Origin of the sequence: Blautia hansenii (assembly GCF_013304445.1) — a bacterium.
Lineage (GTDB): Bacteria > Bacillota > Clostridia > Lachnospirales > Lachnospiraceae > Blautia.
Window position 1 is genome coordinate 1 of record NZ_JAAITA010000036.1, and the last position, 16265, is coordinate 16265.

The window sequence follows — 16265 nt, forward strand, 5'->3', positions numbered from 1 at the left end:
TTACCACACATCATCCATAAAATATATAGCAGTTATTTAATTTACTTTATACTAGGTTCCAGAATATCGCAATTGGCAGTTGTTGATATGTTGTATGTAGCCTATGTACAGAAAAATTATGATACATGTATGAATTCATTGAAGAAGACATTCATTGCAAAAACAAAAAATATCAAAGATAAGGAGCGGGGAAACGATGCCGGATTTAAGGAAACTGACAACCGAAAAGCGGAATAGTGCAACTATGAAGCTGGACGAAATGACACCTTATGAAATCATCAGCATTATGAACAGAGAAGATCATAATGTAATTGAGGCCGTTCATCGGGCATTGCCGGATATTGAAACTGCTATTTTGTGGGCAACCGAAAGCTTACGCCATGGAGGCAGGATTATTTATATCGGAGCAGGAACCAGCGGGCGTCTGGGAGTGTTGGATGCTGTAGAATGTCCGCCTACCTTTGGCGTACCATATGATATGGTAGTTGGTCTCATTGCCGGAGGCGCGGAAGCCTTTGTAAAAGCTAAAGAAGGCGCGGAGGACAATCAGGAGCTTGGAAGAGATGATTTGAAGAACATCAATTTGTGCAGCAAGGATATTGTTATCGGTCTGGCTGCAAGTGGAAGAACACCCTATGTTATCGGGGCATTGAGATATGCCAGAGAAGTGGGAAGTAAAAGTGTCTCTATTGCGTGCAATCCAGAAGCGAAAGTATCACAGGAAGCAGACTGTGCGATTGAGTTGATTACCGGGCCGGAAATTTTGACCGGTTCTACCAGATTAAAGGCAGGAACAGCGGAGAAAATGGTCTTAAACATGATTTCTACTGTTAGTATGATTGGAATCGGGAAGGTATATGAGAATTTGATGGTAGATGTTCGCCAGACCAACAGAAAACTGGTGACAAGAGCAGAAAATATTGTAATGGAAGCAGTTGGATGTCAAAGAGAAGAAGCAAAAGCAGCTCTTCAGGAAGCCGGAGGAGAGGCAAAACTGGCGATTACAAAGATGCTTTTGGGGTGCGACATTAAAACTGCAAGAGAATGCCTGGAAAAAGCAGGCGGAAAAGTGAAAACTGCTGTTTCGCAAAGAAAACAAGAAGCAGAAAAATAAGGAGGGTTATTATGAAAGCGAAAAAAATGATGGCACTGTTACTGACAGCAGCAATGGGTATGTCAGCTCTGACCGGATGTGGCGGAGGAAATGGAAAGGAATCAGAGGAAGGAAAAGGAGCGGATAAAAAGGGGAAGGATGTAGTTACCGCACTTCTGCCTCCAGTATCAGCAACGTATCAGGATAAGATAACAGAATACGTAAAGGCATTTAACGAAGAACATCCGGATGTTGAAATTGAAGTTACAACAGCAAGCTGGGAAGATACTACACAGAAGCTGGATGTGCAGGTAAATGCAGGTTCTCCACCAGATATTGCCTTTATTGGTTCAGATGGTGTAACCAAATATCTGGATATGGGAATGGCTGTGGACATCAGTCAGTATTTAAGTGAAGAGCAGATGAAAGATTTCGATGAAAATGTACTGGGATACTTTAAAAACGGAGATGGCTTATACGGGCTTCCTGCATATTGCGAAGTGCAGTGTATTGGTGGAAACCGTGAGTTTTTGGAAAAAGCAGGGATTGACTGGAAATCTGTTCAGCAAAACGGATGGACATATGATGAGTTCCGTGAAGCAATTAAAAAAGGTGTGGTAGAAGAGAACGGAGCAACGAAAACCTATGGATTCCTGTTCGCATGTTCCGGTGTAACAGCAAAAGACTATTTCAGTATTTTTGTGAAAAATGCAGGGTTCCCATCTCCTTTTAATGAGGATTTAAAGTATACATACACAGACCCCAAAATGGTAGACTTCCTGGAAGATTTAAGGGCAATGATTGATGATGGCTCCATGCCAAAAGAACTTGGCGCTATTGATGCAGGAAAACGTTGGAATATGATGCTGACAGGTCAGACCATGATTACCGGAAAAGGTTTATCCTCTTTTGAACGTTCAGCAGCAAATAATAATGAAATGCTGAAAAACGGAGATGCAGATGCAGTGGAAGGCAGTATCCCGGTAGATTACATCGTACTTCCGGTACCTGTTTTTGAGGGTGGTACACAGAATGCATATGGTGCAGTAGACGGTTATATCTGTCTGACAGGTGAAAAGAAGCCAGATGAAGAGCATTTGAAAAATGTGGCAGAAGCTGCTTATTATCTTGCAAGTGCAGAAAGAGCAGCAGAAACCTGCCAGGAATTATACTTGAAACCAATCTGTGAAAGTGGAAGAACCGCTTATGAAGCATTGCCTCCAATTGAAAATAAAAATGAAGACAATACAAAAACAGTGGAATCTCTGACAAAGCAGATTGTTCCTGCAAGACCTGACATTCCGGCAGAATTAGGTGCAAAAGCTATCAAAATTGAAGATGAAGTTATTGTTCCGAAGTTCCAGGGATTGTTAGCAGGAGAAGTTACTCCGGAAGAAATGCATCAGGCAATTGTAGATGCGGCGAAAGAAGTATTTGGCGAAGACGGATACGTAGCTGAATAAAGGTAAGAGGCGGGGACACCATTTGTGTGTCCCCGTAATAGAAAGAAAGGAACTGTCCAATGAAGAAGAAATTAAAAAAAGATACCATGTGGGCATATGTTTTTATTCTGGTCCCGTTGTGTACATTTACAATTTTTACATTATATCCTGTGGTTTCAGCGGCAATTACCAGTTTTCAGGAATATAAACCCATGGGTTCGGAATGGGTTGGGTTGGACAACTATGTTCACACATTAAAAAATGACCTGTTTTATAAAGCGCTGTGGAATACCTTTGTGTATGCAATTATTACAGTTCCGGTATCCATGTTGCTGTCCTTTTCTATATCCATCATGATTCTGCCATATCGTAAAAAGATTCAGACCGTTTTTAAAGCAGCGTATTATCTGCCGGCAATTGCGTCTGGGGTGGCTCTTTCTTTTGTGTGGAAATGGATTTATGACCCAATGTCTACCGGTCTTTTGAACAGTGTTCTTGGCGCTTTCGGCGTTCCCAATCAGAACTGGCTGGGAAGTGGAAACACAGCTATGGCATCTCTGATTATTATGGCTGTGTTTGCGGGACTTGGTCAAAATGTCATTATCTATACAGCAGCACTTTTGGGAGTAGATTCTACTTATTATGAGGCGGCAGATATTGACGGCGCAACGTTTTGGCAGAAAGTCCGTTATATTGTATGGCCGCTGGTAAAACCTACTACTGTTTTTCTTGCTATTACAGGTGTTATTAATGGACTCCAATCATTCCAAAACGCATATCTGATGACCGGTGGAGGACCAGACAATGCGACTACAATGGCAGGATTGCTGATTTTCAACCGTGCATTCAAATACTTTGAGTATGGTGAAGCATGTGCTCAGGCGCTGTTGCTGGCGGCTATCATTGCGGTATTTTCCATATTCCAGTTCCGGTTAAATTCAGCAGACGTAGAATATTAGAACACGTCTGTGAATTGTCTTGGAAGATGAATTCACAATGGAGGATAAAATGGGATTATTCAGAAATTATTATGGCAAACAAAAGTATAAACAATATACAAGAAATGGGTTAATCGCAATGATATTAATTATTGTAGCGGTGATTACTCTGTTTCCGATTTATTATATGGTGATTTCCTCATTTGGGGCGCCAACAGAAGCGGGGGGAGCAAGTTATTCTCTGATTCCAAAAAGTTTTTCTCTGGATTCTTATAAATTCTTTTTTGAGTACAGTGAGTATTCCTTTCGCTGGATTTTAAATTCTTTCATTGTAGCAGCGGTGGTAACAGTAAGCAATGTATTTTTTGCCAGTCTGGCTGGATATGCTTTTGCAAAACTGCGTTTCCCGGGATGCAGATTCTTTTTCTTCCTGCTGCTTGTAGCAATGATGGTTCCATATCAGGTTACACAGGTGCCGTTATACATTTTGGTAGTGAATGTATTACAGATGCAAGATACCTATCCGGCTCTGATTGCTCCTACCTTAGTAACTTGTTATAACGTTTTTCTGGCAAAACAGTTCTTTACCTCACTGCCGACTTCTATCATTGAGTCTGCAAAAATAGAAGGATGCAGCCAGCCTCAGATTGTATGGAAAATCATTATGCCTTTGTCAAAAACAATTTTGGCTGTTATGGCAATCATGACTTTCCTGGGAGAATGGAATACCTTTTTCTGGCCATTTTTAGTGTGCAATTCAGAGCAAATGCAGACCATTCAGGTTGGGCTGAAGAACTTCAGTTTTGCAAATACCACTTACTTTGCACCCATGATGGCGGGAGCTACGATTTCGGCATTACCTATGTTCATCTTGTTCTTCTCTTTGCAGAGATATTTCCTGGAAGGTGTTACAGTAGGTGCGGTCAAAGGTTGAGGATTTGAAGAATATGGAGCGAAACAAATATCAAATAGGATTAGACGGAGGGGGCACTGGCACACAGGTGTGTGTCAGATGCCCATCTTGTGAAAAAGAAGAATTGTTTGTACTTGGTCCCTTGAATCTCAATGGACAGACAAAAGAAAAGACGCGACAGACTCTGCGGCAGTTACAAGAAGAACTTCATAAGAGACAGCTCTCAGAAGAGGACTGTACAGGCATAGCAATGGGGGCGGCTGGTGTCAGTAACCCGGATACAAAGGAATTTTTGACAGTGCAAATGGAAGAAATGGGATTTTCCTGTCCTGTTTTGGTATACGGTGATCATGAAACTGCATTGGCAGCAGAATTGGAATCCTGTCATGGAGTGATTTTGATTTCTGGAACAGGTTCTATCTGTTATGGAATAGACCGGCAAGGGAATCAGGTAAGAACCGGGGGCTGGGGGCATCTTATAGATGATAGAGGCAGTGGATATGCTATTGCAGTGGATATCCTTTCGTCTGTGGTTCGGGCATGGGATGGAAGAGGAGAGCAGACCATTTTAACAGAGTTGGTGTTTGAACAACTTGGCATCAAGGAGCTTACGGAGTTAATTCACTATATTTATGCACCGGAAAGAAGCAAAAAAGAAATTGCATCTCTGGCAGCTTTGATTGGAAAAGCAGGGGAACAGAAGGATGCAGTAGCGCTTAATATACAGGAGCGGACAGCAGATGCATTGTATGAGATGGTTCAGGCTGTACATAAAAAAATGCCTGCTGAAAAAGAACTGGTACTGGCAGGCAGTGTATTGAAGAATAACCAGAGGATACAGTCTTCTTTGATAGAAAAATTAAATATGGAACATCCACAGTGGAGTATCCGTACAGCGCAGCATAGCGCTGCAACAGGAGCGCTGCGTTTATTAGACAGGACGGAAAGGCAGGAAAGAATATGAAAAAGTATCTGACGATTGATATTGGTGGAACCTTTATTAAATACAGTATTATGGAAGAGAATTACCGGGTTTTAGAAGAAGGTAGTATTCCAACAAAAAAAGAACCGGAATTATTTTTGACTCAGCTTACCACTCTTGCGGTAGAACATAAAGAGAAGGTGGATGGTATTGCTGTGTGTATTGCAGGATTTATTAATCCGCAAACAGGAGAAAATACAGATTTTAGTGTAGGAGAACATTTCAGAGCTTATAATTTGAAAGAAGAATTAGAGCGTATAAGCGGACTTGCAGTAACCATTGAAAATGACAGTAACTGCGCTGCTCTGGGAGAAATGGTGGTAGGAGCAGGTAGAGATTATAAAGATATTTGTTTATTGACGATTGGAACCGGAATCGGAGGCGCTATTGTTATAGATGGACATCTGTGGAGAGGAAGCCACTTTAAGGCAGGTGAAGCTGGGCTTATGCGGCTTGGAGGGGAAAACAGTGAATATGCAGGGGCAACTTCTGTACTGGTAAAGCGTGTATCAAAGGTTGCAGGTAAAACCGTGGATGGTCCTTATGTGTTTGAACATCTTTTGGAACCAGAGATTGCGGCAGTTTACCAGGATTGGCTGGAAAAACTTTCGGCAGTTGTGGGAAATATGGCGATGCTTTTAGATCCACAGGTAGTGCTGATTGGCGGGGGAATCTGCCAGGAGCCACGTTTTATCAGAGATTTGAAAGCAAAGGTATATGAACTTTATCCGCATCTTTTGGAATATACAGAGATTAAAGGGTGCGAAACAGGAAATCAGGCAGGAAGAATCGGAGCGTTAGCATTGCATAAGGAGGAAATGATATGAGACGTGGAGTGAAGATAGTAACCATTGGAGGCGGTTCCAGTTATACACCGGAACTGGTAGATGGATTTTTAAAACGTTATGAAAGTCTTCCGGTCAGAGAACTTTGGCTGGTTGATGTTCCACAAGGAAAAGAAAAAATGGAAATTGTAGCAGGGCTTGCCAGAAGAATGGTAGCAAAGGCAGGGGTTCCGATGGAGATTCATACAACTTTGAATCGCAGAGAGGCTCTGAAAGATGCAGATTTTGTAACTACACAGCTAAGAGTAGGCCAGTTGCAGGCCCGTATTAAAGATGAAAGAATTCCACTTTCTCACGGGATTCTGGGACAGGAAACCAATGGTGCAGGTGGATTGTTTAAAGGAATGCGTACCATTCCGGTAATCATGGATATTTGCAGGGATATGAAAGAATTATGTCCCAAGGCATGGCTTATCAACTTTACCAATCCGGTGGGGATGGTCATGGAAGGGATTAACCGCTATGGGGAGTTTGATAAAATTATTGGTCTTTGCAATGTGCCAATCGGTATGCATAAAGCAATTGCCGAACTTCTAAATCGTCCTTTGGATGAGGTAGACGTAACATTTGGCGGACTGAATCATATGGTATTTGCAACCAAGGTTGTGGTAGATGGTAAAGATGTTACAAAAGAAGTTTTAAAACTTTGGGGAGACCAGAGTGTGAAAAATATTAAAGGGGTTGTATGGAACCCAGAATTTATCAAAGAACTGGGGGTACTCCCGTGTTCTTATCACCGTTATTATTATATGACCAAAGAATATTTAGAAGAGGAGCTGGAAAAATTTGAAAAACATGAGGTTCGGGCAGAATTTGTAAAAGCGGTGGAGGATAAACTCTTTGCACTTTATCAGGACGAAACCTTGTGTGAGAAACCCAAACTTTTAGAAGAGAGAGGCGGCGCTTATTACAGTGATGCTGCCTGCAGTCTGATTGATTCCATCTATAATGACAGAGGAGATATTCAGGTGGTCAATACAAAAAATAATGGGGCTATTGAAAACTTTGAAGTTGATGAAACGGTAGAAGTAAGCTGTAGAATCACCAAAAACGGTCCTGTTCCGGTAACCGTTGGGAAACTGCCAAAAGCTGTAAACGGTCTGATTCAGCAGATTAAATCCTTTGAACTTGCAGGCAGTGAAGCAGCCGTAACAGGAAGTAAGTCAAAAGCACTGCTGGCGTTGATGATTAATCCTCTGGTTATGTCTCAGAAAACAGCAGAGATTGTTCTGGAAGAATTGCTGGAAGCACATAAAGAGTATCTTCCGCAGTTTTTCCCAAAAGAGGAGAAAGAACATGATTGAATTGACGAGAAAATCTTCCCTTCTAAAGCAGGCGTGGGAGTTGTTTGAAACCTCTATTGCAAAGGGAGAGCTTTTACAGGAAAGTCTTACAGAAGAAGCTTTTACAGAAAAAGTGTTTTTGAATCAAGAAAAACTGTCGTGTATTGGTCTGGCTTCTCCGGGAGGGGAAGGATTTGCTTTTGGATGTACAGATTTTGCTCAGAAAAAGAATTTTATCACACTGGTGATGGTAAAAGAAGAAGAAAGAAAAAAAGGAATAGGAACAGCTTTGTTAAATGCGCTGGAAGAAAGGCTTTTAAAAGAACAGGAAACAGGAGGAGAAGTCTGGAACAGTAAATGTGAAATTTCCTTTTTTAATCCCTGCACATTTTCCTGGAAAATACCAGGGAAACAGGCAAATCATCCGAATATGCCGGGGGTAGATATGGCTTCAGGAACCAGTACCTTTTTTGAAAAAGCGGGATATCATGTGTTTGCAGTGCAAAACAGTTATTATCTTTCCCTGAAAGACTATGAAAGTTCTGAAATAATTGCAAAGAAAAAACAGGAATTGGAAACAGAAGGAATTATTTTTGATTCTTATAACAATAAAAAGCAGGTTGGAATGAAAGAGATGCTGACATCTTTTCAAAACCCGCTTTGGGAAAGAGAAATTCTTTCAGAACCAGGAAAAGAAGAAGGTGGAAGAAACATTCTTGTGCCTGTAAAAGAAGGAAGAGTCTGTGGCTTTACAGGTCCTTTGGATGTTGAGCAGAGCGGAAGAGGTTATTTTGCCGGAATTGCAGTGGATGAAAGTGTCAGGGGAAAAGGTGTTGCAAAAGTTTTGTTTTGTGAGCTTTGTACCGGATTAAAAAATGAGGGCGCTTCTTTTATGACTTTATTTACAGGAGAACAGAACCCAGCCAGAAAGATTTACGAAGCAGCAGGATTTCAAATTGTAAAAAGCTGGGCAGATATGAGAAAATAATGAAAATCAGGAGGGTATTTCGGAAATGGAAAAAACAATTATGGCCATTGGGGGACATATTGGTGATGCAGAGCTTACCTGTGGCGGTATTCTTGCTACAATGGCGCTGAAAGGATATAAAGTGATTACTGTGGCATTAACAGGTGGAGAAAGAGGGAACCCACCGCATTTAAGCGTGGAACAGTATCGGGAACAGAAATTAAAAGAGGCAGATGCGTTTGTGAAACATTTGGGAGGGGAAGCGGTTGTACTTCCCTATGTGGACGGAGAACTGCCTGATAACGAAGAGGTAAGGTTTCAGGTATGTGATTTGATTCGGAAATACCGTCCATGTGCATTATTGACACATTGGAAATACAGTATGCATAAAGACCATGAATTAACACACCGTATTGTAAAGGATGCTCAGTTTTTTGCGGGACTTAAAGGGATTGAGCGAGAAGAAGCGGCACATTTTGCAAAAGGACCTTATTATGCTCAGAATTGGGAAGATGCTACAGAATTTAAACCGTATGTGTATATGAAAGTATCCGAAGAGGGATTTGAACTTTGGAAAAAGGCAATTCAGGAGCATTGGTTTGCTGTGCATAGCAAAGATTTTCACTATATGGAGTATTATGAGCATCTCATGCGCTGCAATGGATGTCTTGCCAGGTGTGATTATGCTGAGGCATTTATGGTGAATCCGGAAGAAATGAAATTGGTGATAGAGGATTTGTAAGAGAAAGGGAACTGCAAGATGGTACGAAATGGAATAGACTGTATTGAAAAATATGATGCTTTGTTTCAGGGAAAACGTCTGGGACTGATTACTTCGGTTTCCGGTGTAAATCGGAAGCTGAAATCCTCCATTGATATTTTGGCAGAAAGGTATGAGGTTCGGGCTCTTTTTTCACCGGAGCATGGTGTAAGAGGGAATGTGGATGCCGGAGGAGTTGTAGCAGATGCAGTGGATGCTTATACGGGGATTCCGGTGTACAGTTTGTACAGAACAGATTCCAAAAGACTGACAAAAGAAATGTTGGAGCAAGTGGACAGTATTGTATATGATATTCAGGATATTGGCGTGCGGTATTATACTTTTATCTGGACCATGTATTATGCCATGCAGTCTTGTGAAGAGTCTGGAAAAGAGCTGATTATTCTGGACCGATTTAATCCCCTGGGCGGAAAAGTAGAAGGAAATGTTCTTCAAAATGGTTATGAAAGTTTTATAGGAGCATACCCTGTTTGTATGCGCTACGGATTGACTGTAGGGGAACTGGCAGGAATGATTTACCAGGAGCAGGACTATCATTTCCCAATTTCTGTAGTAAAGGTAGAAGGGTGGAATCATGACATGCTGTTTCCGGAAACTGGAAATATCTGGGTTATGCCAAGTATGGGGATACCAAGATTTGAAACAGCACTTGTTTATACGGGAACCTGCCTGTTTGAAGGAACGAATCTTTCAGAGGGAAGAGGCACTACTGCGCCTTTTGAAATCATAGGTGCTCCTTATGTGGACGCATATCGGTTCAGCCAGCACATGAACAGTAAAAATCTTCCAGGGGTTTTGTTCAGACCTGTGTATTTTACTCCCTCTGCGTCTAAGCATGCTCAGGAAGCGTGTGAGGGGATACAGGTTCATGTAACGAATTACAGGAGTTATGAGGCAGCAGCAACGGGAGTGATTTTACTAAAAGCATTTCAAGAATGTTATCCAAAAGATTTTTCATTTTTACCTCCATTTAGAGAAGGAGGCAGAAGAAGCGTGGAACTTCTTTTTGGAAGCAGCAAAATTATGGGATCTGCAGAAAATATACTGGAATTGTTGGGAACTTATGAAAAAGATAGTCAGGAATTTCAGAAAAGAAAAACTGCTTATCATCTTTATGATTAAAAGGAGAAACAAGCGTGAGCATAGAGAAACAACTAGAGCAGATGACACTCAGAGAAAAAATAGGACAGCTATTTACTGTTGGTTTTCCATCCAGGTGGCCCTCTGAGGAATTTGTCCAGATGGTAAAAGAATATAAAGTTGGAAATGTGATTTTATTTTCTCACAATGTGGGTTCCAGAGAGGAACTTGGGAAATTAAACAGCTATCTGATTCAGTTGATTGAAAGAGAAACGGGACATATTCCATTTATTACCATTGATGAAGAAGGCGGTGTAGTTTCCCGTCTGCCAAAAGATCTGGCAATGCTTCCTTCAGCCATGGCTCAGGCACATTGTAAGGAGCGGCTTGAAAAAGGTTCCCGGATTGTCGGGGAAGAATTAAAAGCTCTTGGAATTAATTTTAATCTGGCTCCGGTTTTGGACATTAATACAAATCGAAAGAATCCGGTTATTGGTATTCGTAGTTTTGGAGAAAATGCTGATACTGTGACAGAATGTGCAAAGTGTGCAGTCAGAGGATATACAAAGGCTGGTATTCTTTGTTCAGGAAAGCATTTTCCGGGACATGGGGATACAGATACAGATTCGCATCTTGCATTGCCGCTGTTGAAAAAGAGTATGGAAGAACTGGAAAAAGAAGAATTGAAACCATTTGAGGATTTAATCCAGGCTGGCATTCCGGCAATTACGATTTCACATATGCTGGTTCCGGCCATGACAGGAGAAAACGTTCCATGTACTATGTCCTACGAGGCGGTTACAGGATATTTACGGGAAAAAATGTGTTATAAAGGTTTGATTATTTCAGACTGTATGGAAATGGATGCAATTAAAGAATTCTTTGGTACAGCAACTGGATGTGTAGAGGCAGTGAAGGCAGGAGTAGAATTACTGTTCATTTCTCATACGGCATCTATTGCAAAAGAGGCGATGAACGCAGTGGAAAAAGCAGTGCTTGACGGTTCTGTTCAAATCGAAACTGTGGATAAAGCGGTACAGCATATTTTAGAAATAAAAGAAGCGCTTGGATCAACAACCGTAGAGATAGAAAAAGCAGGCACTGAACCACAAAAGCAGTTTATGCAGGAGTTTTTGGAGGAAGCACTGGAGAAGCAAAATACAGGAAAATTTGCTCTGGGAGAAATTCCGCTCTTTATTTCTTCTGTTCCAACAGGCTTTAGCAGGGTATCAGAGGTGGTCTTTGAAGGCTGGAGTTTTTCTAAGGAGATGCAGGAAACCTTTGGAGGAATGGCAGAACTGTTTGACAGTAGAGATGGGAAAAGCAGAATCAGAGAATTGTGCCAGAAAGCAGAAAACGCTACAGCGGTAGTTCTTGCAACCTGTAATGCAAACCTAGATCCATGGCAGCAAGAACTTCTTGCTGAAATTCCTGGATATAATAGTCACGTGGCACAGATTGCCTTAAACAGTCCTTATGATTTAGAATATGGGAAACAAATTAGTTTTCAAATGGCATTGTATGAATATTCCAGACGGGCAGTTGAAGGCGTAAAAAAATATTTTAAAAAGTAAAAAGATTGAAAAACGCTCTCCTTTCGTTTATAATCCCGTCTTTGACAGTTAGGAAAAGCAAAAATCGCTGTATCCCTTATGGTTACTGGGCTACAGCGATTTTTGCTGTTGTTGCGGACTATAGTATTTTATTCTTTCCCTTTACTTTTTTTCTGAATATTTCTCATTTTACTTTTTGTTATGAACTGATAATCTGTTCGGAAACCACACACGTCATGAAGATCATCCGTAATTCTTTCTCGTTTGTATAAAGGAATGAATCCCTGTTCCTGTATTTCGGCGAAATTCATTTCTTTTAGAATATCTAATAATTCTTCACATGTATATTTAGCATCCAGTTTTTTCTCAAGGAAGCGGTATATGGTCAATGCAAGAAAACAGATTAGAAAATGTGCTTTGATCCGGTTTTCATCCTGTAAATAGACAGGTCTTGCAGAAAAATCCGTTTTCATAATCCGGAAACATTCTTCTATCTGCCATCTTCCTTCACTTACTTTCAAAATATCACCAACTTCGTCATCTAAAAGATCTGTGCATACTGCGTAAAATCCATCATACTGGGTTTCTTCAGAAATCTTAATTTCATCTAGATACTGCTTTACATCAGCAGCTTCGCCTTCTTCTGTTACAGCGATCGTTCCGATGAAACGTGCTGGGTCATTTGGATTTTTTCGGCTCTTTTTTGTGCTCCCTGAATCCAGCATCTTTTGTGCCCGTTCGATCTGTTTGTCTCGAATAGATTTTTGATAAAGGGCATATTTAGGAGAATAGGTAATGATCAGGCGTTGATGCAGCTTCTTTGTGGTGTAGGGTTCGTCTTTATAATAAAGTCCTTTATCATCTTCGGGTAGTTTTGTGATATCAACAGGGGTTCCATCTGATACTCTTTTAAACCCCTGTAAATTTAATGCCCATTCTTTTTCTTCTTTCTTCAGCTTTTTGATAGACTGGGTTACGATATAAGCCCGTTCCCCCATGTGATTGTATTCCCGGATTGATTCAGAGCCAAGCCCGGCATCGCTGCAATAAATAAATTTCTGACAGCCAAAATCTCCAAGGACTTTCTTTTCTAACGGTTTGAGAGAGGTCTGCTCGTTTGCATTTCCCGGAAAAAGAGAAAAAGCAAGAGGAATTCCATCTCCATCCATAAACAATCCCATTTGGATGATTGGGTTTGGTCTGTGTTCTTTACTTTTACCGTATTTTTTCTTTCCATCTTCTTGTTCGATTTCAAAGTAATAATTCGAGCAGTCATAATAAAGGATCATATCATTTCTTTTTCCAAGGAAGTGGGAGTTTTTATAAACTTCCGTTTGAATAAGATCACATTCCGCACCAAGTACATCCAATGCCCGGTAGACATCATGAAGTTCGTAGGATGGTTTTTCTAAGAATTCAGATGCAACTTTGTAAGAAGAACGTTTGCTGCAAGGTTCTAAGATTCTTGCATAAATCAAATCCGAGAGGATCGCATTGATATCATACTTGAATTTATATTTCTGTTTCAATTTCCGGCAGATTTTATTCATTTGTAGTTGATAATAAATGGATTGGAGAAACAGATAGCCACCACGGAAGAAGACCTGCTTGTCATAATCTAATTGTCTATCCGCATGGAATGGTATCAATACGGTCTGTACTTCTTTTTCCTTTTTATATTTTTCGGTTTCTATTTTCACTTCATTTTTCGCCCATGCAACGACATCATCTCTTGTAGGACCATGTTCAGGCAAAAGTTGTTCTAAGGTTCCCAGCTTGCGGACGATAGCTGAAGTAGTGCTGCCATTTGCTTTTGTATAAGATTTACAGACATAAAAGGACTCTGCATTTTTTGATTTTGTTATGTGAAGATTCATCTGTCATCCCTCCTATCTCTTATTGTACCAAGTCGCTGGCGCGACGGCTAGCTCTCAGTACGTAATCCCACCACTTTTTTCAAAAAAAGTAGCAGTTTTTAAGTTTATGATGTATTGTTAAGTTACCACACCAAACAACCTCATAACTAAAAAAACTGCTATGCTTATGTTATCATGGATTTTTAAACTTAACAACTACATATCTGAAAATTTTTATCGTCCGCCGCCTAAAATAATGGTTTCTTTCACTTTGATTTCTATTTATTTTAGGAGGTTCCATTATGGACAAATATTTGAATACTTATCGGGAGATGATCTCCCTTCGCGGTCTTACGGACCATACTCTGAAATCTTACAGCACTTACATCCGTGCGTATCTCGACTATCTTTCCAACATCTTACAGAAACAGCCGGAAGACGTTTCCTGGGATGAATTGCGCGATTATATTCGATGGCTCCAAAAATCCAGAGGGCTTTCCGACCGCACCATCAACCATGCGATTTCACAGCTTCGTTTCTTTCCCCTGTATGTGTTACATAATCCTTGGGATGACACACAACTTCACATGCGTAAGTTTGATGAATACCTTCCTTATGTTCCTTCCAGAGAAAAGACATGGCAGTTTATTTCCTCTATGCCTGATTTAAAACAGAAGACGATGGTTGCTCTTATGTATTCTTCCGGACTTCGTGTCAGTGAAGTGTGTCGTCTGCGGTATGAAGATGTTGACCGTAAAAATATGAGGCTTCATATCACACACTCGAAAAGCAGGCAGGACCGTTATGCCATTCTCTCCAAAACTGCCCTTGATTTTCTTACCCGGTATTGGTTTGCATACGGCAGGCCAAAAGGGTTCCTGTTTCCAAAACAAAATGGAGAGGATCGTCCAATCGACACCTTCTTCCTTTCAAGGCATATCCACGCCCATGAGGAACGGTTGGGATGGGAACGCAGACTTACCTGTCATTCCTTCCGCCATGCTTTCGGGACACACTTATATGAAAACGGAACGGATCTGCTTACCATAAAAGCTCTGATGGGACACAAATCTCTGCTGTCCACCACGCTCTATGTACATCTTTCCAGTCGTACCATACAACAAACAATCAGTCCTCTGGATCGAATGGCAGGTGAATCTCATGCATGAATATAAAATTCAACAGATATTTGAAGCTTCCTATGAGAGGAATTGTACCAGGAAACAGTTTCAATCGGAGGTCCAGCAGAAGGCTGCCCATGCCATCTTAAACTGCAAATCCGGCAGGCTCGGTATTAATTTCAGTCAGTGCACGGACTGCGGACATGTGGAAATACACAATAATTCCTGCCGTAATCGGAACTGCCCAAACTGTCAGGCTGTGCTAAAAGAAGTCTGGGTAGACAAACGCAGGGAGGAAGTAATAGATGCTCCATATTTTCACGTGGTTTTTACATTACCCCATGAATTAAATCCGCTTATTTATTGTAACCAAAAGCTTCTGTACGGTCTTCTTCACAGATGCTGTGCCGAAACACTTCTTGAATTATCTTCCGATAAGACGTATCTCGGTGCAACACCCGGTATCATCCAGGTACTCCATACATGGAACCAGGAACTGGATTATCATGTGCACATGCACTGTATCATTTCGGGCGGTGGGTTGACCAAAGCTCATAAGATCCGAAGGTCTGCCGGTAAATTTTTTATCCCTGTACATGTTCTCCGGGATAAGTTCAAAGGGAAATACCTTTCCCTGCTCAATACTCTCTATAAGAACAATAAGCTGAATTTTTCTTCCTCCTGTGAAAGATTACAGAATTCCTATGAATGGAAGGACTGGAAAGATAAACTTTATAAAAAGGAGTGGTGCCCTTACATAAAAGAAACATTCAATGGTTTTGGAAATGCGATCGAATATCTCGGAAGATACACCCATAAGATTGCCATTTCCAATAGCTGTATTCTTTCTGTTACAGAAAATGAAGTTACATTCTCTGCCAGAGGAAAAAAGCCTGGCGAGCCGAAACGCCAGATTACTCTGAAACACACAGAATTCATTCGAAGATACCTAATGCATGTGCTTCCAGCCGGCTTTCAGAAGGTTCGTTATTATGGTTTTCTGAATAATCGGATGAAGAGAAAAAATCTGAAACTTATTTTTACTTTGCAAGGACATCAGCGTTTTAAAAGACAGTTTCTGAATATGAACATGGCTGAACTTTTAAAGGCTGTGTGGGACTTTGATATTTCTATCTGCCCAGAATGTGGTCATAGTTCCATGAGACAGCTTGGAAGGTGCTATGCACCATCCTGATCAACGTTACTTCCTATACTGTTTTAAAAAAGCCTGCCAACGGGAGGCTTTCAAAGCATGCCCTGCAATATTTTTTGCCACAGAAATCCGCGTATTTTCAGTTGATTTCTTATCAGCCTCGACGATTTTGGTCATCTGGGAACAATACAATCCCCATATACCTTGAGTTTCCGCAGTTTTATCCACAGAACCTATAATCATCCTTGCTGATTATTA

The 16265-nt window shown here is 40.9% G+C and carries 14 protein-coding genes and 1 pseudogene; 14 read left to right on the forward strand and 1 reads right to left on the reverse strand.

Annotated elements, in window-relative coordinates:
- The 12 genes and pseudogenes from G5A70_RS15635 to G5A70_RS14925 all read left to right on the forward strand — a co-directional run.
- Positions 1–237: pseudogene (locus G5A70_RS15635) on the forward strand (hypothetical protein); the annotation flags it as partial.
- Positions 197–1114: an N-acetylmuramic acid 6-phosphate etherase gene (gene murQ, locus G5A70_RS14875; protein WP_173750249.1), complete on the forward strand. Its 918-nt coding sequence runs from the start codon at positions 197–199 to the stop codon at positions 1112–1114. The pseudogene G5A70_RS15635 and the gene murQ, both read left to right, overlap by 41 nt.
- Before the next feature lie 11 nt (positions 1115–1125).
- Complete coding sequence (locus G5A70_RS14880) at positions 1126–2556, forward strand: ABC transporter substrate-binding protein (protein WP_147577743.1); 1431 nt, start codon at positions 1126–1128, stop codon at positions 2554–2556.
- Between the two features lie 59 nt (positions 2557–2615).
- Positions 2616–3494, forward strand: coding sequence for a carbohydrate ABC transporter permease (locus G5A70_RS14885; RefSeq protein ID WP_173750250.1), 879 nt, complete (start codon positions 2616–2618; stop codon positions 3492–3494).
- 49 nt (positions 3495–3543) lie between these two features.
- On the forward strand, positions 3544–4407 hold the full coding sequence (locus G5A70_RS14890; protein WP_147577741.1) for a carbohydrate ABC transporter permease: 864 nt from the start codon (positions 3544–3546) through the stop codon (positions 4405–4407).
- A gap of 13 nt (positions 4408–4420) precedes the next feature.
- Positions 4421–5350 (forward strand): BadF/BadG/BcrA/BcrD ATPase family protein, encoded by a 930-nt coding sequence (locus G5A70_RS14895; protein WP_147577740.1) that lies wholly within the window; start codon positions 4421–4423, stop codon positions 5348–5350.
- Entirely contained in the window at positions 5347–6195 is an 849-nt protein-coding gene (locus G5A70_RS14900; RefSeq protein ID WP_173750251.1) for an ROK family protein, read from the forward strand. The genes G5A70_RS14895 and G5A70_RS14900 overlap by 4 nt, the downstream gene beginning before the upstream one ends.
- Positions 6192–7517, forward strand: a complete 1326-nt coding sequence (locus tag G5A70_RS14905; RefSeq protein WP_173750252.1) for a 6-phospho-beta-glucosidase — start codon at positions 6192–6194, stop codon at positions 7515–7517. Before G5A70_RS14900 ends, G5A70_RS14905 begins: the two co-directional genes overlap by 4 nt.
- Positions 7510–8484 (forward strand): GNAT family N-acetyltransferase, encoded by a 975-nt coding sequence (locus tag G5A70_RS14910; RefSeq protein WP_147577737.1) that lies wholly within the window; start codon positions 7510–7512, stop codon positions 8482–8484. Before G5A70_RS14905 ends, G5A70_RS14910 begins: the two co-directional genes overlap by 8 nt.
- A gap of 25 nt (positions 8485–8509) precedes the next feature.
- Positions 8510–9205: a PIG-L deacetylase family protein gene (locus G5A70_RS14915; protein WP_147577736.1), complete on the forward strand. Its 696-nt coding sequence runs from the start codon at positions 8510–8512 to the stop codon at positions 9203–9205.
- Positions 9206–9223: 18 nt separating this feature from the next.
- Positions 9224–10366 (forward strand): exo-beta-N-acetylmuramidase NamZ domain-containing protein, encoded by a 1143-nt coding sequence (locus G5A70_RS14920; protein ID WP_147577735.1) that lies wholly within the window; start codon positions 9224–9226, stop codon positions 10364–10366.
- A gap of 14 nt (positions 10367–10380) precedes the next feature.
- A complete protein-coding gene (locus G5A70_RS14925; RefSeq protein ID WP_173750253.1) occupies positions 10381–11898 on the forward strand; it encodes a glycoside hydrolase family 3 protein in 1518 nt (505 codons plus the stop codon).
- A 128-nt stretch (positions 11899–12026) separates the two neighbouring features.
- Here the strand turns inward: G5A70_RS14925 and G5A70_RS14930 are convergent, their stop codons facing one another.
- Positions 12027–13754 (reverse strand): IS1634 family transposase, encoded by a 1728-nt coding sequence (locus G5A70_RS14930; RefSeq protein WP_173750254.1) that lies wholly within the window; start codon positions 13752–13754, stop codon positions 12027–12029.
- 281 nt (positions 13755–14035) lie between these two features.
- Here G5A70_RS14930 and G5A70_RS14935 point away from each other — a divergent pair, with 281 nt between their 5' ends.
- Together G5A70_RS14935 and G5A70_RS14940 are read left to right on the forward strand one after the other, a co-directional pair.
- Positions 14036–14902, forward strand: a complete 867-nt coding sequence (locus tag G5A70_RS14935) for a tyrosine-type recombinase/integrase (RefSeq protein ID WP_173750255.1) — start codon at positions 14036–14038, stop codon at positions 14900–14902.
- Positions 14895–16049: an IS91 family transposase gene (locus G5A70_RS14940; RefSeq protein ID WP_173750256.1), complete on the forward strand. Its 1155-nt coding sequence runs from the start codon at positions 14895–14897 to the stop codon at positions 16047–16049. Before G5A70_RS14935 ends, G5A70_RS14940 begins: the two co-directional genes overlap by 8 nt.
- Positions 16050–16265: the final 216 nt, after the last annotated feature.